14 protein-coding genes and 1 tRNA gene are annotated in these 17,678 nt (G+C 50.3%); 12 read left to right on the top strand and 3 right to left on the bottom strand.

Annotated features, from left to right (window positions below; all coding sequences use genetic code 11):
- Positions 1-141: 141 nt before the first annotated feature.
- Positions 142-215: transfer RNA gene (locus tag ACJAZW_RS07095), tRNA-Cys, on the bottom strand.
- Between the two features lie 181 nt (positions 216-396).
- Between ACJAZW_RS07095 and ACJAZW_RS07090 the strand changes: the two genes are divergently transcribed.
- From ACJAZW_RS07090 to ACJAZW_RS07065, 6 genes are all read left to right on the top strand, one after another.
- Entirely contained in the window at positions 397-1,047 is a 651-nt protein-coding gene (locus ACJAZW_RS07090) for a protein-L-isoaspartate O-methyltransferase family protein (protein WP_415156481.1), read from the top strand.
- A gap of 171 nt (positions 1,048-1,218) precedes the next feature.
- On the top strand, positions 1,219-2,562 hold the full coding sequence (locus ACJAZW_RS07085) for a TolC family outer membrane protein (protein ID WP_415156479.1): 1,344 nt from the start codon (positions 1,219-1,221) through the stop codon (positions 2,560-2,562).
- Positions 2,563-2,700: 138 nt separating this feature from the next.
- Complete coding sequence (locus ACJAZW_RS07080) at positions 2,701-3,585, top strand: DUF2497 domain-containing protein (protein WP_415156477.1); 885 nt, start codon at positions 2,701-2,703, stop codon at positions 3,583-3,585.
- Between the two features lie 123 nt (positions 3,586-3,708).
- Complete coding sequence (locus ACJAZW_RS07075; RefSeq protein ID WP_415156475.1) at positions 3,709-6,366, top strand: valine--tRNA ligase; 2,658 nt, start codon at positions 3,709-3,711, stop codon at positions 6,364-6,366.
- Positions 6,367-6,636: 270 nt separating this feature from the next.
- Entirely contained in the window at positions 6,637-8,361 is a 1,725-nt protein-coding gene (ilvD, locus tag ACJAZW_RS07070) for a dihydroxy-acid dehydratase (protein ID WP_415156473.1), read from the top strand.
- Complete coding sequence (locus ACJAZW_RS07065; RefSeq protein ID WP_415156471.1) at positions 8,348-9,133, top strand: tetratricopeptide repeat protein; 786 nt, start codon at positions 8,348-8,350, stop codon at positions 9,131-9,133. The genes ilvD and ACJAZW_RS07065 overlap by 14 nt, the downstream gene beginning before the upstream one ends.
- A gap of 10 nt (positions 9,134-9,143) precedes the next feature.
- On the opposite strand, the gene xth is transcribed toward ACJAZW_RS07065, so the two are convergent.
- Together xth and ACJAZW_RS07055 are read right to left on the bottom strand one after the other, a co-directional pair.
- A complete protein-coding gene (xth, locus tag ACJAZW_RS07060; RefSeq protein WP_415156469.1) occupies positions 9,144-9,923 on the bottom strand; it encodes an exodeoxyribonuclease III in 780 nt (259 codons plus the stop codon).
- A gap of 68 nt (positions 9,924-9,991) precedes the next feature.
- On the bottom strand, positions 9,992-10,342 hold the full coding sequence (locus tag ACJAZW_RS07055; protein ID WP_415156467.1) for a HesB/IscA family protein: 351 nt from the start codon (positions 10,340-10,342) through the stop codon (positions 9,992-9,994).
- A gap of 101 nt (positions 10,343-10,443) precedes the next feature.
- Between ACJAZW_RS07055 and ACJAZW_RS07050 the strand changes: the two genes are divergently transcribed.
- The 6 genes from ACJAZW_RS07050 to ACJAZW_RS07025 all read left to right on the top strand — a co-directional run.
- A complete protein-coding gene (locus ACJAZW_RS07050; protein ID WP_415156465.1) occupies positions 10,444-11,643 on the top strand; it encodes a deoxyguanosinetriphosphate triphosphohydrolase in 1,200 nt (399 codons plus the stop codon).
- Between the two features lie 41 nt (positions 11,644-11,684).
- Complete coding sequence (argS, locus tag ACJAZW_RS07045; protein WP_415156463.1) at positions 11,685-13,439, top strand: arginine--tRNA ligase; 1,755 nt, start codon at positions 11,685-11,687, stop codon at positions 13,437-13,439.
- Positions 13,440-13,527: 88 nt separating this feature from the next.
- Positions 13,528-15,735, top strand: a complete 2,208-nt coding sequence (locus tag ACJAZW_RS07040) for an SPOR domain-containing protein (RefSeq protein ID WP_415156461.1) — start codon at positions 13,528-13,530, stop codon at positions 15,733-15,735.
- 105 nt (positions 15,736-15,840) lie between these two features.
- Complete coding sequence (locus tag ACJAZW_RS07035; RefSeq protein ID WP_415156459.1) at positions 15,841-16,632, top strand: segregation and condensation protein A; 792 nt, start codon at positions 15,841-15,843, stop codon at positions 16,630-16,632.
- 31 nt (positions 16,633-16,663) lie between these two features.
- Positions 16,664-17,341, top strand: coding sequence for an SMC-Scp complex subunit ScpB (scpB, locus tag ACJAZW_RS07030; protein WP_415156532.1), 678 nt, complete (start codon positions 16,664-16,666; stop codon positions 17,339-17,341).
- On the top strand, positions 17,328-17,678 hold a 351-nt coding region (locus tag ACJAZW_RS07025), incomplete at its 3' end, for an ATP-binding cassette domain-containing protein (protein ID WP_415156457.1). The genes scpB and ACJAZW_RS07025, both read left to right, overlap by 14 nt.

Here is a 17,678-nt window from a genome sequence, read left to right as displayed (position 1 = left end):
GAGCGAGTTGGCGACTTAATCGCCAGACCCAACGGGCAATTCCTGTGGGACACTACTTTGCTAACCCATTGATACATATGGGGCGCAATTTGGGTGCATACGAAACACCTTGCCACTGGAATGATAAATTTTGGGGATATCTGGAGGCCACGCCCGGAATCGAACCGGGGTGCACGGATTTGCAATCCGCTGCGTAACCACTCCGCCACGTGGCCTCATATCGAGTGCGTTGCTATACCAAACCCAAACCGGATTCAAGCGATTGTTGCGCTGGAAGTTTTCAAAGTTTGTCTGGTCAGACCCAAAAGCGTCATAATTCGGTTTGGCATCGCTTGCATATCGGCGGATACGGCGATATTGAGTCTCATTGAGACGCAATGCCAAAAGGAATGTAAAATGGACTTCGAACGCGCGCGCACAGCAATGGTTGATTGCCAAATTCGACCAAATGCAGTTACAGATTTTGACATCATCAGAATTATGAACGCTGTGCCGAGGGAAAATTTTGTTCCAGCCGATCAGCGCCAACTTTCATATTTGGACCAGCACTTGTCGCTTTCAGATCATCGCAAGATGTTGTCTCCAATGCGTCTGGCGCAACTCATACAATTGGCAGGCATTCAAAAAACGGACATTGTTTTGGATGTGGCTTGCGGGACTGGTTATGCCACCGCAATTATTGCTGGGCTGGCTGGTTCGGTCGTTGCGATTGACGATCAAGAAGACCTTGTTGAAGCAGCAACTGAGACTTTGGCAGATTTAGAAATTGGTAATGTCGCCGTCTTGAAGGCTGAATTGCAATTGGGATGCGCAAAGGAAGCGCCATTCGATGTGATTTTTATCGAAGGTGCCGTTGACTTCGTTTCTGATAGTTTGAAAAAACAATTGGCCGATGGTGGGCGGATCGTATGTGTTGAGCCGATCAACGGTGTAGATAGCGCTATTATCTACACGAAAAACGCTGGTGATTTTTCTCGACGTGTCGCTTTCAATGCCTCAGTGCCACAATTGACCGCATTTTCAATCGCACCTGAGTTCAGTTTATAAAAAATTTACCGTATGTACTTGAATATACCAGTCGCTGGCCCATCTTGGGATAGGTTGGTGTTGCGTCTGCGCTACAAAGTCACACAAACTTAAAGATTAACGAAAAGTTAATTTTCATTTTTGTGGGATTGAGTACATTGTGAACGCTTAGATCTGTTCGGGGTAATAGTTGTGTCTTTAAAGAAGTCTGTTTTAGCGGCGGTTGCGCTGTCGATTGCCTTTACTGGTGTTGTGAGCGCTGAGAGCCTCACAAATGCTTTGGCAAAAGCTTATACAAACAATCCAGCAATGGCCGCTGCGCTGATTAGCGTCAAACTTGCGTCTGAGGACATTGTTCTGCGTAAGTCTGGCAAGCGCCCGCAGGTGAACCTTTCTGCAACCACACAATATAGCTGGGCCGATCTTGGCGGAACGCACACTGATAGCGGTTCGACAAGCTTGAACCTGCAATATAATCAGCGGCTATTTGACGGCCTAAAGACCGACGCGCAGGTTGATCAAGCGCGCGCCTATGTTGACGCCGCGACACAGGGCCTGCGAAATACCGAACAAAACGTACTTTTGTCTGCCGCAACAGCATATATGGATGTGGTTCGAGACACCAATTTGGCCAGTCTACGCGCCGACAATGTGAAGTTTTTGCGTGCTCAAGTATCGTCGGCCAAAAATCGGTTGAACATCGGTGAGGGAACAAAAATTGACGTCGCGCAAGCTGAAGCTCGGCTCGCCCAAGCTGTCGCGGCCTACAAGTCTTCGATCAATTCTTTGCGTGCGTCGCAAGCAAGCTATGTTCGCTGGATGGGCGTTAAACCGTCAGGGCTAAACTCCAACTTTAAATTTGGCAAAATATTGCCGCGTTCGCTGAGCGAAGCTTTGGTTTCCGCAAAAGCGAATCATCCTGCAATTCAAACGGCTGTTGCTCAAGTTGAAGCCGCAAAATATGGCACCGATGCCGCCATGCGCGCTTTTGGTCCAACATTGGATTTGATTGGTTCAATCTGCGCAGTTGATTGCGGTGGAGGCCCTTCAGCGCGCGGCACATCTGGCTCCATTCGGTTAACATTGTCGGTACCGATTTACCAAGGTGGTTCCCTTGGGGCATCAGCACGCAAAGCAAACTTGGCACAAATCAACGCCGAAGTTGACGCACTGGGAACTGTCGCCCAAGTTGAAGAATCTGTAATTTCTGCTTGGTCTGGTTTGCAATCATCAATCGCGTTGATCGAGTCGGCAAATGCGTCAGTGCGATCAAGTCAAATCGCTTTGGATGGCGTGATAGAGGAACGAAATGTCGGTCAACGAACAACACTTGATGTGTTGAACGCTCGGGCCGAGCTCACAAGTTCCAACGAAGCCTTGTACACAGCACAACGTAACAAGATCGTCGCTGCATTTTCATTGGTCTCAGCAGCAGGCAAACTAGACGCAGCATCGCTGCAATTGCCCGTGTCTATAAAGTCCGCCGACGGCTACAGAACCCGCGTAGAAGACATCTGGGCTGAGTTGCGCGAATAGTTCAACTAATTGGTGGAAAACGCAGATTTTGCGGTCCGACTAGACTAACAAGTTAATATCTCGCACAATAAGCTGGAATAGTGCGAATCGCGTCGTGTATTTGATGTGCTTTTTGCTTCGCACGATTGTGAGGCCAAGATGAATCAACCTGCGTCTAAAGACCCATCGATGGACGAAATTCTGTCATCTATTCGGCAGATTATAGCAGATGATGAACCGCCTGCCGACGAGGTTATGGCGGAGCCAGAGGCGCTTGCGACCGAGATAACAGCGGACGAACCCGATATTGATCCGACTTCAATGATTGAGGAACCTGCACAGCCTGTGGCCGCAGCACGACCTCAAGTGATGGATGTTGAAGAGGAGCCTCTGACGCTGAGCACTGAGCAAATGCTCAATCCACCAAAACAGAGTGTGGGCATGCCCGACCCTGAACTTGACGTGGCCGAAGATGCGCCATTGGCGCTTAGTACCGAGCAGATGCTCAATCCACCAAGTGCAGCCAAGAGTGAAATTCCTAACGATATGATGCGCGCTGCACCTCCTCCTGAGGAGTATGTTGCTGAATTTAACGATGCCATATCCGAAGATGTTGCAATGGTCGTGCCGGACGATATTGCATTCATTAGCGATGACGACGCTGAAGGCGATCCGACTGAAACCGATTTGGACGCTCTTGTGGCGGAGGTCGATATTGCTTCGTTAGATGAAGCGTTCGTTGCCCCTGAGGTTGAAGCGCCGGTTTTTGAAGAAGTTCCAGCCCCAAGCCCCTTGCCCGATCCAACATTGACCACACAAATGTCAGATGAACTGTTAGAACCCACGACCCAAGCCGCTGCCAAGAGTGCCTTTGGCCAGTTAGACGCGCTAACAATGGCGAGCGGTAACGGCCAAACTGTTGAGGATTTGATCCGCGAGATGCTGCGCCCAATGTTAAAAGGCTGGTTGGATGAAAACCTGCCGGGTGTCGTTGAAAAACTTGTTCAACGAGAGATAGAACGTGTGTCACGCGGAAACCGCTGAACATATTTGCCCATTAATCTGAGCGGTGCTGTTGACAGCGCGGCTGTCCTTAGCTTTACACCTAGTTCGAAGAATTTCAGTTGAAGGCAGTTCTTTGCCTTTAGCAGACAAAGGCTGTGCGAGATGATTGATAAGAGCTACAACCCGCAAGAGGTTGAAACCCGGATTTATGAAGGTTGGACCCGCGAAAACCTGTTTGCTGCAGGTGCTGGCGCAAAAGAGGGCGCACAGAGCTACACTATTGCAATGCCCCCACCAAATGTCACCGGTGATCTGCATGTTGGACACGCCCTAACGTTCACAATTCAAGACTTGTTGGCCCGCTTTGAGCGGATGCGGGGTAAAAACGTGCTGTGGCAACCAGGTACCGACCACGCAGGCATAGCGACACAAATGATTGTCGAGCGGCAATTGATGGAAAATCAATTGCCATCACGCCGTGATATGGGGCGTGAGAAGTTCTTAGAAAAAGTTTGGGAATGGAAAGAAAAAAGCGGCAACACCATTGTGTCGCAGCAAAAGCGTCTTGGCTCTTCTGCTGATTGGTCGCGCCAGCGTTTTACGATGGACGAGGGCATGTCCGACGCGGTGCTTAAGGTTTTTGTGCAGCTACACAAGGAAGGTTTGATCTATAAAGACAAACGCCTGGTGAACTGGCATCCGGTTTTGCAAACGGCAATTTCGGATCTTGAAGTTGAAAATGTCGAAATTAACGGCCACATGTGGCACCTGCGTTACCCGATTGAGGGCACAGACGAAACCATCGTAGTTGCGACGACCCGCCCCGAAACCATGCTGGGTGATACCGCTGTTGCTGTTCACCCCGACGATGAGCGCTACACCCATCTTGTGGGTAAAATGGTCATTTTGCCCCTGACAGGCCGCAAAATTCCGATCGTTACGGACGAACATGCTGATCCCGAGCAAGGTTCTGGCGCGGTAAAGATCACCCCCGCACACGATTTCAACGACTTTGAAGTTGGCAAGCGCAACAATCTTGAGCAAATCAATATCTTCACCGCTGATGCGAAAATCAATGATGAGGCCCCCGAAGCCTATCGTGGGCTAGATCGGTTTGACGCGCGTAAGAAGATTGTTGCCGATCTCGATGCGCTCGGCGTTTTGGTTGAAGTCGAAGACAAAATGATTTCAGTTCCGCACGACGAAAAATCGAAGTTGGTGATCATTGAGCCATATTTGACCGATCAATGGTACGTGGATGCGGTAACGCTCGCGAAACCGGCATTAGCGGCCGTTAAAGAAGGGCGCACAAAATTCGTTCCGAAAAACTGGGAAAACACATACTACGCTTGGATGGAAAACCTGCAACCTTGGTGTATTTCACGCCAATTGTGGTGGGGACACCAAATTCCAGCATGGTATGGCCCAGACGATAAGTTTTTTGTTGCCGCAACTGAAGCAGAAGCTCAGGCAGAAGCTGATGCCCACTATGGTGCACCGACAAAGATTAAACGCGACGAAGACGTTCTCGATACCTGGTTTTCATCCGCTCTTTGGCCATTTTCAACGTTGGGTTGGCCCGAGAAAACTGAAGAATTGGCCACCTATTACCAAACCAACACGCTAGTAACCGGCTTTGACATCATCTTTTTCTGGGTTGCCCGGATGATGATGTTTGGTCTGCATTTCATGGACGAAGAGCCGTTTGAGAACGTTTATGTTCATGCGCTTGTTCGGGATGAAAATGGGCAAAAAATGTCCAAAACCAAAGGCAATGTGATCGATCCGTTGGTGCTGTTTGATGAATATGGCACTGACGCAACACGTTTCACCTTGGCCGCAATGGCCGCGCAGGGTAGGGACATTCGCCTGTCATTGTCACGCGTTGAGGGCTACCGGAACTTTGTCACCAAAATTTGGAATGCGGCCCGCTTCCTAGAAATGAACGAGTGTATTCGCGTTGAGGGGTTTGATCCGAAATCGGTGAATTCTACGCTCAATAAATGGATTTTGAGCCGCACCGCGAAAGCTGTTGCAGATGTTGAAAAATCCATCGAGACTTTCCGCTTCAATGAATCAGCAAATGCGGCTTATGATTTCGTCTGGGGCACATTTTGCGATTGGTACGTTGAACTTGCAAAACCAGTCTTTAATGGTGCTGACGAGGCATTGAAGGCTGAAACGCGGGCAACCGCTGCTTATGCTCTTGATCAAATACTGGCGCTTTTGCATCCATTTATGCCATTCGTGACCGAAGAACTTTGGGCGCAAACGGGCCAACAAGGCCCAGCACGGACAAAGCAGTTGATCATTTCTGAGTGGCCACAGCTGAGTGCGCTTGTTGACGAGGATGCAGAAGGCGAAATGACATGGTTGATCGATTTGATCTCTGGCATTCGCTCAGTTCGTGCCGAAATGAATGTCCCGGCAAGTGCCAAAGTTCCACTTGTGGTTGTTGGTGCAGAATCAACCACCCGCTCGCGGCTTGAGAGCCAAGAAGCAATGGTGAAACGTTTGGCACGGATTGAAGATGTTTCATTTGCTGGCTCGGTACCGAATGAAGCCGCGCAATTGGTTTTGAATGAGGCGACATTCTGTTTGCCGCTTGCAGGTGTCATCGACATTTCAGCCGAAAAAGATCGTTTGGGCAAAGACTTGGCCAAGTTGGACAAGGAGATTGACGGTGTCGATCGCAAACTTGCCAACGTGCAATTCACCTCAAAAGCACCCGAAAGTGTCGTGAACGACCAGAAACAACGCCGTGATGATGCAATGGCAAAGAAACAACGGGTTGAGGCTGCTTTGGCGCGACTTGGGTAGAATTTTTCTGTCATAAAATTGCAACACAGCGCAATAAATCACACCAAAGTGATGGGCGATCACATTTTGACAATGTGGTCGCCATTTTTTTAACCCATTGGATGTTCATAACGGCACACAACAACGACGTTGGCGGATGGTATGTTGTTTCTCGCACTGGATTGCGAACCATACCGTACGCCTTGTCACAATTGTGCCTTGCATCAAACGGTGGCCGAAGTAAAAACATTTTAGCGCTACGGCAACAATGATGCTTGGAAGGAATGACCAGTGGACGAAAAGAACATCGACAAGAGCAAATTACCCAGTCGACATGTGACGGAAGGCCCCGCACGGGCTCCGCATCGCTCATATTATTATGCGATGGGCTTAACCAGCGGTCAAATTCACCAGCCATTTGTTGGCGTGGCGACGTGTTGGAACGAAGCCGCACCTTGTAATATTGCGCTCTCCCACCAAGCACAATTTGTCAAAAAAGGCGTTGCTTCTGCAAACGGCACGCCGCGTGAATTTACAACCATTACCGTGACTGACGGCATTGCCATGGGTCACCAAGGCATGAAGTCTTCCCTGGTTTCGCGCGATGTCATCACTGATTCTGTTGAATTGACCATGCGCGGTCACAGCTATGATGCGCTTGTTGGCCTTGCAGGCTGCGACAAGTCGCTGCCGGGCATGATGATGGCGATGGTGCGTTTGAATGTGCCTTCTGTGTTTCTTTACGGCGGTTCAATCCTACCTGGAAGTTTCAAAGGCAACCCGGTAACCGTTCAAGACGTTTTTGAAGCTGTTGGCAAACATTCAGTTGGTGACTTCTCTGACGATGATTTGGAAGAGCTTGAACGCGTCGCTTGTCCATCATCGGGTGCATGTGGCGCGCAGTTTACGGCCAACACAATGGCGACCGTGTCAGAAGCGATTGGTCTAGCACTACCATATTCTGCTGGCGCACCAGCCCCTTACGAAATACGTGATCAATTTTGTTACACTGCGGGTGAGCAGGTGATGGAATTGATTAAACTCAACATTCGTCCACGCGATATTGTGACCCGTAAAGCACTTGAAAATGCCGCAACAGTTGTGGCTGCGTCCGGCGGCTCCACAAACGCCGCGCTGCACTTGCCAGCGATTGCGAACGAAGCAGGTATTGATTTTGACTTGTTTGATGTAGCCGAAATCTTCAAAAAAACACCCTATATTGCAGACTTGAAACCAGGCGGTCGCTATGTGGCCAAAGACATGTTTGAAGCTGGTGGCGTGCCCCAACTCATGAAAACATTGCTCGACAATGGCTTTATGCATGGGGACTGCATGACCGTCACAGGGCGCACGATTGCTGAAAACCTTGAAAAGGTTAAGTGGAACGACAAACAAGACGTCGTTTGGCCCGCCAATAAACCGATCACCAAAACCGGCGGTGTTGTTGGGCTTCGCGGCAATTTAGCGCCCGAAGGTGCCATCGTAAAAGTTGCGGGCATGGCGCAGCTGGAATTTACCGGTCCTGCGCGTTGTTTTGACAGCGAGGAAGAATGTTTCAAAGCAGTGTCAAAACGTGATTATAAAGAAGGTGAAGTGCTGGTTATACGCTACGAAGGTCCAAAAGGTGGACCGGGCATGCGCGAAATGTTGGCAACAACAGCCGCTCTTTATGGCCAAGGCATGGGCGACAAGGTTGCGCTCATCACAGACGGTCGTTTCTCTGGCGCGACGCGCGGTTTCTGTGTTGGTCACGTTGGCCCCGAAGCGGCCATTGGCGGCCCAATCGCACTCATCAATAGCGGTGATATGATCACCATAAATGCCAATTCAGGCGAGATCTCTGTTGATCTTTCTGATGAAGAGTTAGAGGCCCGAAAAGCCAAATGGCAACCGCGTGAAACCAATTTTGGTTCAGGTGTCATTTGGAAATATGCACAAGGAGTTGGGGCTGCCCGCTATGGCGCGCTGACCCACCCTGGCGCAAAGGGCGAAAAGGAGTGCTATGCGGACATTTAGCACTAAATTTGTTGCTTGTTTGGTTGCTTTGTCGTTGGCGCTTGTGGGAATAAGCAGCGCCAACGCGCAGGACAATACCAACATTTTGTCGTTTTTCGGCGATAGCGACAGCGAAGTGTCCAATCAAGATCTGCTGGCGGCTTTGGAAGAAGCCGCCGATGCGGGCCAGCCAATTGCATTGTGGCGCTTGGGCATGATGTACGAAAAAGGCGACGGCGTGCAGCAAGACCGCACCAAAGCCTTCCTTTATTTCCGTGAGCTGGCAAATGACAATGCCGACACGCCACCAAAATCTGTTGGTGCCGATATTGTTGCGCAAAGTTTCCTCAAGATTGGTCAATATTACCGTGAAGGTGTGCCGGACGCTGGTGTGCAAGCCAATGATTCGCTCTCGCGCAAGCTCCTGCTCCATGCGGCGTCATATTTTGGCGATGCTGACGCGCAATATAAAGTCGGCCAACTTTATCTCGATGAAAATGAATTTGGCTACTCCCCATTGCAGAGCGCACGTTGGCTTTCTTTAGCATCGCGCAAGGGACATCCTGCCGCCCAAGCAACGTTGGGTGACCTCATGTTTAACGGCGAGGGAATCGATTCTGACCCGGTCGAAGGATTGATGTGGCTAACCTTGGCTAGCCGCGGTGCTGGCGGGACGGACGACGAACATTGGATTGCAGAACTGCATGAACGTGCGATTTCTGTTGCGTCCCCAGACCAGCGTCAACAGGCTGTTCGAGCGGCCGATTCACTCGGCAGTCGGTTTGGCGGCTAACGCACCAAATCTAAAAATCAAAATGCCCAATCACTGGCACGTGATCTGACGGTTTCTCGCGGGCGCGCATATCTTTATGCACTTCGACAGTATTGAGACGATCTGCAGCTTGTGGTGAACACATTAAATGGTCGATGCGGATACCGTTGTTCCTGCGCCACGCGCCCGCTTGGAAGTCCCAAAATGTAAAGGCTTGTTGATTATTCGTTGCGCGCAACGCATCCGTCATACCCATGGCTTGCAATGTTCTAAAACGCTCAAGGCTCTCTGGTCGATAAAGGGCATCCCCCCACCACGCATCGTGGTCATGTGTATCAAGCCGTTCTGGGATAATGTTGTAATCACCTGCTATTATCAAAGGTTCTTCAAGTAACAGTCGAGACTTGGTCCAAGTGTTTAGCCGATCCATCCAACCCAATTTGTAAGGAAACTTCTCCGTATCAACCGGATTGCCATTGGGTAAGTAAATTCCAGCCACGCGAACCGGGCCGGTTGGTCGCGCAATCACACCTTCGATAAATCGGGCTTGTTCGTCACCGTCATCTCCGGGCAACCCGCGATTGATTTCTTCAAACGGGTGGAGTGACAGCAGCGCTACCCCGTTGAAACCTTTTTGACCATGTGTTTCCACATTGTAGCCAAGGTCTTCAAACACTTCGCGCGGGAAGTTTTCATCAATACTCTTGATTTCCTGCAGGCACACAAGATCAGGCATGTTTGCCTTCAGCCAATACTCCACTTCGGGCAATCTAGCTTTGATTCCATTGATGTTCCAAGTCGCTATTTGCATTTGTTGTGGCTCGTTTCCATTTGAATCAGTTTCCTAAACTAGGGCGAAGTATACCTAGTCGCAATAAACTAAACTGAAAAGCTAGTGCCACAACCACATGATGCAACAGCATTTGGGTTGTTGATTTGAAAGCTTTGACCAATAAGGTCATTCACAAAATCGATTTCAGCGCCTTGCATAAATTCTAGGCTGAGTGAATCGATCAAAACGCGAGATTTTTCGCCGCCTAAGACCAAATCATCGTCTGTTGGTTGTTCTTGAACCAAATTATATTCATACTGAAAACCCGAGCATCCGCCACCGGACACTGCCACACGCAGAACCGTGCCTGACTTTTGTTTAGCCAAAATTGCTTCGATCCGTGCCAATGCTCTGTCTGTTACGACCACATTTGCAGGTGCTACTGCGACATCTGACATAATAATTCCCTATCCGCACGCCAAAAAGGCGATTTTACAAGTCTTGTTTAATAGATAGGCTTCATAAAGCGCTTTGAAAAGAGGGTACAAGGAAAGTTGATATGCAACTAAATCACGCACTCGCCCCTTATGCTTCACATTCACAGGATTCTTTGGGTCGCTTGTTCTCTACAAGTGACAGTCCAACCCGCTCAGAATTCCAACGCGACAGGGATCGAATTATCCATTCGAACGCCTTTCGGCGCTTAAAGCACAAGACGCAAGTTTTTTTGCACCATGAGGGCAATCACTTCCGCACGCGGCTAACCCATACGCTTGAAGTGTCGCAAATTGCACGATCAATCGCGCGGGCCTTGAACCTTAATGAAGACTTGGCGGAATGCTTGGCGCTTGCTCATGACCTTGGGCATACCCCGTTTGGTCATGCCGGTGAGCGTGTGCTGCATGGCCGAATGAAAGAGTATGGTGGTTTTGACCATAATGTGCAGGCCATGCGCATCGTTACGTCTTTGGAGAACCGCTATGCCGAGCACGATGGGCTTAATCTGACGTGGGAAACGCTCGAAGGCATCATTAAGCACAATGGGCCATTGACGGATGCAAATGGCTTGCCGATTGGTCGCTATCAAACCGACGGATTGCCGTTCGGTGTGAAACAAATTCCTGCCATCGCTGACTTGCGACTGGATAGCTATGCCAGCTTAGAGGCACAGGCTGCAGCCATTGCCGACGATGTGGCTTACAACGCACATGATATTGATGATGCGCTAAGGGCAGGCTTGCTCACCCTTGATCAACTGCGCGACGTGGCGTTGGTTGGAGAAATTGTGCGCGAAGTGCAGGACAAATACCCAACAGTTAGCGCCGACCGTCAGTCGCATGAAACAATTCGCCGATTGATCACCAGAACAATTGAGGATGTAATTGATTTTGCCGCGCAAAACATCAAAAGCTTTTCGCCTCAATCCCCAGAAGATATCAGGACCGCAGGCCGAGCATTGATTGGGTTTTCACCAGAAATGGCAGCCAAAGAAAAGGAGCTCAAATCCTTTCTATTTGCCAATGTTTATCGTTCCGAACGCGTCATGGTGCCCGTGATCCAGGGTGAAAAAATCGTTGGCAGCTTGTTTGATACATTCAACAATGGTGAACCCATGTCGGGCGATTGGGAACAGTTGGCAAATTCCAATCCAATTGGCGGGCGAGAGCGCGTTGTTTGCGATTTTGTTTCGGGCATGACAGACCCATATGCAACTTCCACTTTCAACCGATTGTTTGACGCGGACGTGGATTTCCGGTAACCGCTTGCACAATCAATTCTTTATGAGATGGACACATCAAAATGGACGCATTTGCAGTCTTCCGCAACCGTGTGGAAGAAAAATTGGTCAACCTATTTCCCGAACTAAGCGACGACAAGGCAGCGCTTAGCCGATTTGTGGTTGAACCACCCCGCGATGCAAGCCACGGCGATCTGTCCTGCAACGCGGCTATGGTGTTATCCAAGGCCCTTAAGTCCAATCCACGCGCAATCGCTGAAAAACTTGTTGCAGCATTTGATGGCGACGAGCAAGTTTTAAGCATTGGTATCGCTGGGCCTGGCTTCATCAACTTCACGCTGACGCCGGACGTATGGCAATCCGTTATTGCGGACGCCAACGAGCAGGGCGGTGATTATGGTCGCCCAGCGAAGGCTCAAGAAGGCAAAGTGAATGTCGAGTATGTTTCTGCAAACCCAACCGGGCCGTTGCATGTTGGGCATACACGGGGCGCTGTTTTTGGTGATGCGTTGGCGAGCCTGATGGCGTTTTGCCGTTTCGACATCACGCGCGAGTATTATATCAATGACGCGGGTGGTCAGATTACTGTTTTGGCCAATTCAGCCTATTTGCGTTATTGCGAGGCATTGGGCGACGACATAGGCAAAATTCCGACCGGGCTCTATCCGGGAAAATATCTTATTCCAGTGGGCAAGGCACTCGCAAACCAGTTCGGTGACAAGCTAAAGTCAATGGATGAAGCCGAGCGGGAAGCCACCATTCGACCAATCGTTTTGGAACTCATGATGGATTTGGTGCGTTCTGATTTGGCGAAACTTGGCATCAAACATGACGTATTTTTCTCTGAGAATACTCTGCATGGCGAAGATGGCGACATCAACAAGACGCTACAATGGTTGCGAGATGAAGGTTTGGTCTATCAAGGCACACTGGAAGCCCCAAAAGGCAAAACCCCTGAAGAGTGGGAAGACCGCGAACAAACTTTGTTCAAAGCGACGGACTTCGGTGACGACACAGACCGTGCTTTGGTGAAGTCTGACGGATCATATACCTATTTTGCGGCAGACATCGCCTATCACCGAAATAAATTCTTGCGTGGTTTCAACTCGCAAATCGTGGTGCTCGGCGCTGACCACGCTGGCTATATCAAGCGGTTGAATGCTGCCGGCAAAGCAGTATCAGGTGGTGAAGCAGCAGTTGACGTGAAGATTTGCCAGCTGGTGAATTTGTTGCGCAATGGCCAGCCCGCAAAGATGTCAAAGCGAAGCGGCAACTTCATCACCATGGCAAATCTGGTCGAAGAAGTGGGACAGGACGTGGTCCGTTTCATCATGCTGTTCCGCCGCAATGAAGCGCCTTTGGACTTCGATTTTGATCTGGTGACCCAGCAAACCCGGGATAATCCAGTGTTCTACGTTCAGTATGCGCATGCGCGGGCATGTTCAGCTTTCAGAAACGCTGCGCGGGACGTTCCCGAACTTGACGTTTCATTGGATGCTTTGAATACGGCCAATCTCAGCTTGCTCTCTCATCCAGCAGAACTGGCGCTGTTGAAGGTCATGGGGCAGTTTCCTCGGGCCATTGAAGCCGCAGCTGTTGCGCATGAGCCACATAGGGTTGCTTTTTATGTTCACGAGCTAGCTGGGGCGTTTAACGCGTTCTGGACAAAGGGCAAAGAAGAGCCAAAGTTACGATTTGTTAATCATGAAGATAGGACAATAACATTGGCGCGACTCGCAATGGTAAATGCTGTACGGCAAATACTTCGAAATGGTTTGAGTATTCTTGGAGTGTCGGCGCCGGATGAACTATCATAATTCAGGCACATTGCTGGTTTACCAGCTGTTACTACAGTGTCGCGAATGTAACGGTGAGGGTCATAACTAACGTTATTGGCCATACAAAATGACGAATTCGAATGATCGCAACAACCTGGCAACGGATCAAACAGACGATTTGATTGCTGAACTTGCGCGCATTGTCGCAGATGATGCGAGACAATCCAGTGTTTCCCAAGCAGTTGATGAACGCACAAAGCTTGCAGCGGATGCCCGTACACACGTACCCGCAGCTCGCTCATTTGAGCCGATCGCAAAGGTGGAGGTTCCGGCTTTTGGGGCCAGTTCGACCTCGGCTGAAGCGAGCAAAGAATCGGCTCCCACGGAAACTTCGCCATTTACTCCCGACCACTCACCCTTGCCTTTTTCGCAAGTTGGAGACGGTGTGACGGCAATTCGGTCCGACCAAAATGCAATGCCGGCCGAAGAAAACCCATCCACATCTCCAAACCTGGGCGATGGTGCCACGCAAACCGCCGTACCATTTGAGTTTGATTTTTCACACAACATCAAAGCCGGACTTGGCGCCCTAGAAAATTCATCAGTCGACCCTATTGCCGACAACCCGGTTCAAAACGAAGATGTTGTTTCGACTGTGCAATCGAGTGCTCCTGTAGACGAATTTGCTAACGAAGAAGTTCCCACACCCGATACACTTGATGGCATTGCGGCCATCATTGAGGATGTCGAATTGCAGTCGGCAGCGCCAAGTTCTACGCCATTTGAACCAATCCCTGTTCTGCATGCAACGCCGCAACAAACCGATTTGCCAGAACCGGCTGCCGCTGTTCAACAACCGGCTTCAACGCCGAACGATGGCGAGGTTGATGGCGCATATGACTATATCCCGCAACAGGCGTTGCATGTTCCCGCAGGTGAGGACGAGTTTGCAGTGCCGCCAACTCTGACGAACGACGGTGCGGAAATCCATGATCCGCTGACAGACATCGAAAACCTAATCTCTGACACCAATACACCATCAGTTTCGCCAGAACCAAGACCCGCAGACGCGGCTGAGGCTGCCATTCTAGCAGCATTGGCATCCGCGGCGGGTAGCAGGTCGAGAATTGAGACCTCGCCCGTCGCCGCAGCGCGCGCCTCTACGGTTCAAAAAAATGAACCCATGAACAAACCCATGTTGGAAACAGCGGCACCAACGGCGCGCGATTCCATCAACCCGCAATATCGAAACCCTGTACAACCCGAGCCTGCACAAAAGTATATCACAGAGCACAGGCGCGGTGGCGTTTTGCCGATTATTGCTTCCGTCTCAGCAATTGTGTTGTTGGCGCTAATTGGGGGCGTCGGCTATTGGATTTTCACGGGTCAAGGCCAGGTGGGTCAAGATATTCCAGTAGTAGCTGCGCAAAATACTCAGGTTAAAGAAATACCTGAGGTAGAACCCACTGACACAAACGGGTCTAGTGTTTTCAACGCGCTTGAGGGCAACACCGAGGCTACCTCGTCAGAGCAAATCATATCTCGAGACGAAACAGCGGGCGCGTCGGGCACAGATGTTGCGCGTGTTGTGACACCAAATAGCTCGAGCAATGGTCTTACAAATAGAAAAGTCAAAACTGTTACGGTTTTGGCTGATGGAACAATCGTAAGTGGAACGGAAGCATCAGCGGGTGCGGAGCAGTTGCCTCAAGATGTGCGTCCAAATGCGCCAACTGTTGCCGTGGCTACACCAAGCGGTTCGACAGATGAGATCGCAAATGTTCTCAACGCCATTAAAGAAGGTAACCAAGCACCAGCGCTGCCCACTGAATTATTGCCGCCGGGCGCGGATGCCAGTGTCGCGCCAGAGCTTCCAGCAGCGACACAAAATGCAGCACTTGCTGCGGACGAACCCGCAGCTCCACAGCCACCCATTCGTCCAATTGGCTTAGGCGTTGGTGTTGCTCCAGCTCTTGGTATTGCTCCGGCACAACCATCTATTGCGGCCCAGCCGCTATCATTGTTGCCTACAGCGAACGCAATTAGCCCACCGGCAAGTACAAATAGTGCGACAACGGCGGGTGTTTTAGCGCCATTTTATGTGCAACTTGCATCACAGCGTTCTGTTGAGACCGCTCAGGCAACAGCGTCGTCGCTGCAAAGTAAGTACCCTACTGTCCTTGGTAACCAAACAATCGACATCAATCGGGTGGATTTGGATGACAAAGGAATTTACTTCCGTGTGCGGGTTCCTACAAGCAGTTTGGCTGAGGCGAATGCTCTGTGCTCCAGCTTAAAGTCCAGCGGTGGTGATTGTTTCGTCAGAAACAACTAAACCTTACCATTTTCAGTGAATTGGCGGCTTATGCCTTCAATCTTGCTTGACCATATGGTATCGCCCACGTCACACTTGCATTCAATTCGTGATGTGAGAAGGCAAATGGCCCAAGACGCAAATCAGTCGGACTTCATGCAGGCCCAAGACCCCAAAGTACGGGGCGATGGAATTATGTATGTCGACGTAAAAGGGTACGAGGGGCCGCTTGACCTCCTGCTTGATCTTGCGCGAAAGCAAAAAGTTGATTTGGCAAATATTTCCGTATTGGCACTTGCCGAACAATATCTTGGCTTTATTGACACTATCCGTGAGCGCCGGATCGAAGTCGCCGCCGATTATTTGGTCATGGCAGCTTGGCTGACTTACCTTAAGAGTCGCCTGATGGTGCCCCAAGACGACAATGCTGACGAACCAACGGGCGAAGAAATGGCGGCACTGCTGCAATTTCGCTTGAAACGACTTGAAGCAATGCGCGATGCAGCGGCAAAATTGATAAACCGGCCTCAGCTAAATCGGGAGATATTCAGTCGTGGCGACCCGGAGGCGGTCGTTACAGACAAAAAGAACATTTGGGAGGCGACATATTTTGACTTGCTGCGGGCTTATGCGGTGCAACGGGAACGCCAAATCCCTGCTGAATATTCCCCCACACAACGCACAGTATGGTCTTTGCAGGATGCAGAAGACATCTTGCGCAGATTAATCGGTGAGGGCGCCGATTGGATTCCGCTGCATGCCTGTTTGTCAGCTTATATCGATCTGCCAGACGAACGTGCAACGGCGCTCGCGTCAAGTTTTACAGCCTCGCTGGAGATGGTTCGGCAGGGAACAATTGAATTGCGTCAGGCACAAGCATTCGGGCCGCTCATGTTGCGCCGCAAGAAAGACTGTTAGGAAAAGCAATTTGAATCAAGAAAATGAACAAATGCAACCTGATGGCTATGAGCAAAGCGACATCGCGCGGCGCAATTTGCGGGTACTTGAGGCGCTGTTGTTTGCAGCAAAAGAACCGCTTCACCTGAGTGAAGCACAACCTTTTTTGTCTGATGGTGCAGATATTGCCCAGCTTGCCGAACAACTTACTGAAAAATACAAATATGCGGGTGTAAATCTTGTAAAACGGGGCGAAGCCTACGCGTTTAGAACAGCGCAAGACCTTAGCTTCTTGTTGCGTCGAGAAGAAATAGAACGCAAGCCACTGTCTCGCGCTGCGCTCGAAATAATGGCGATAATTGCGTATCATCAGCCGGTTACCCGTTCGGAAATTGAAGAAGTGCGCGGCGTAGCAACTTCAAAGGGCACACTGGATGTGTTGATGGAAGCGGGCTGGGTGCGCATGCGCGGTCGCCGTCGGACGCCCGGTCGGCCGGTGACATATGGAACAACGCCGGAATTCTTGGATCAATTTGGCCTTGAGGCCATTTCAGATCTGCCGGGATTGAATGAGCTGAAAGGAACGGGGCTGTTATCTGCGAACCTACCAGCTGAATTTACAATTCCTGCGCCAAATGATGGGGATTTGTTTGACAATGAAGACCCGCTTGATGCAGATGACGATGGCAATGACTTGCTGACTGAATTGAGCCAAGATGACCTTGACTAAAAATCGAGATGCCAAATCCGGCGGGGTAGACCAAGAATGGGGCCCGCGCGGCACCGCTGGGATCAGTTTCGCCGCTGCTTTGGAATTTAGCAAAGTTCACTGTGAAATGGGCGGCCGCGAGGTTCTCAAAGGCACTGATTTCTCCACTGCACCGGGCGAGATTCTTTGCCTACTTGGGGCGTCGGGATCAGGAAAATCGACAATTCTGCGCGCAACAGCTGGTTTACAAGATGTTACATCTGGCATAATCAGCATCAACAAGCGGGTCGTTGCCTCATCAACCGTCTCAGTGCGCCCCGAAAAGCGCGGCATTGGTTTGATGTTTCAAGACTTTGCG

It is taken from the genome of Maritalea sp. (genome assembly GCF_047634455.1).
GTDB lineage: Bacteria > Pseudomonadota > Alphaproteobacteria > Rhizobiales > Devosiaceae > Maritalea.
Note: the sequence above shows the minus strand (reverse complement) of the source record. Positions and strands in the feature narration are given on the sequence as shown.

Bases quoted from the DNA above. Each gene is read 5' to 3' on its own strand.
- ACJAZW_RS07090 (WP_415156481.1), top strand. From the start codon at position 397: ATGGACTTCGAACGCGCGCGCACAGCAATGGTTGATTGCCAAATTCGA.
- ACJAZW_RS07080 (WP_415156477.1), top strand. From the start codon at position 2,701: ATGAATCAACCTGCGTCTAAAGACCCATCGATGGACGAAATTCTGTCA.
- ACJAZW_RS07075 (WP_415156475.1), top strand. From the start codon at position 3,709: ATGATTGATAAGAGCTACAACCCGCAAGAGGTTGAAACCCGGATTTAT.
- ACJAZW_RS07065 (WP_415156471.1), top strand. From the start codon at position 8,348: ATGCGGACATTTAGCACTAAATTTGTTGCTTGTTTGGTTGCTTTGTCG.
- xth (WP_415156469.1), bottom strand. From the start codon at position 9,923: ATGCAAATAGCGACTTGGAACATCAATGGAATCAAAGCTAGATTGCCC.
- ACJAZW_RS07055 (WP_415156467.1), bottom strand. From the start codon at position 10,342: ATGTCAGATGTCGCAGTAGCACCTGCAAATGTGGTCGTAACAGACAGA.
- ACJAZW_RS07050 (WP_415156465.1), top strand. From the start codon at position 10,444: ATGCAACTAAATCACGCACTCGCCCCTTATGCTTCACATTCACAGGAT.
- argS (WP_415156463.1), top strand. From the start codon at position 11,685: ATGGACGCATTTGCAGTCTTCCGCAACCGTGTGGAAGAAAAATTGGTC.
- ACJAZW_RS07040 (WP_415156461.1), top strand. From the start codon at position 13,528: ATGACGAATTCGAATGATCGCAACAACCTGGCAACGGATCAAACAGAC.
- ACJAZW_RS07035 (WP_415156459.1), top strand. From the start codon at position 15,841: ATGGCCCAAGACGCAAATCAGTCGGACTTCATGCAGGCCCAAGACCCC.
- scpB (WP_415156532.1), top strand. From the start codon at position 16,664: ATGCAACCTGATGGCTATGAGCAAAGCGACATCGCGCGGCGCAATTTG.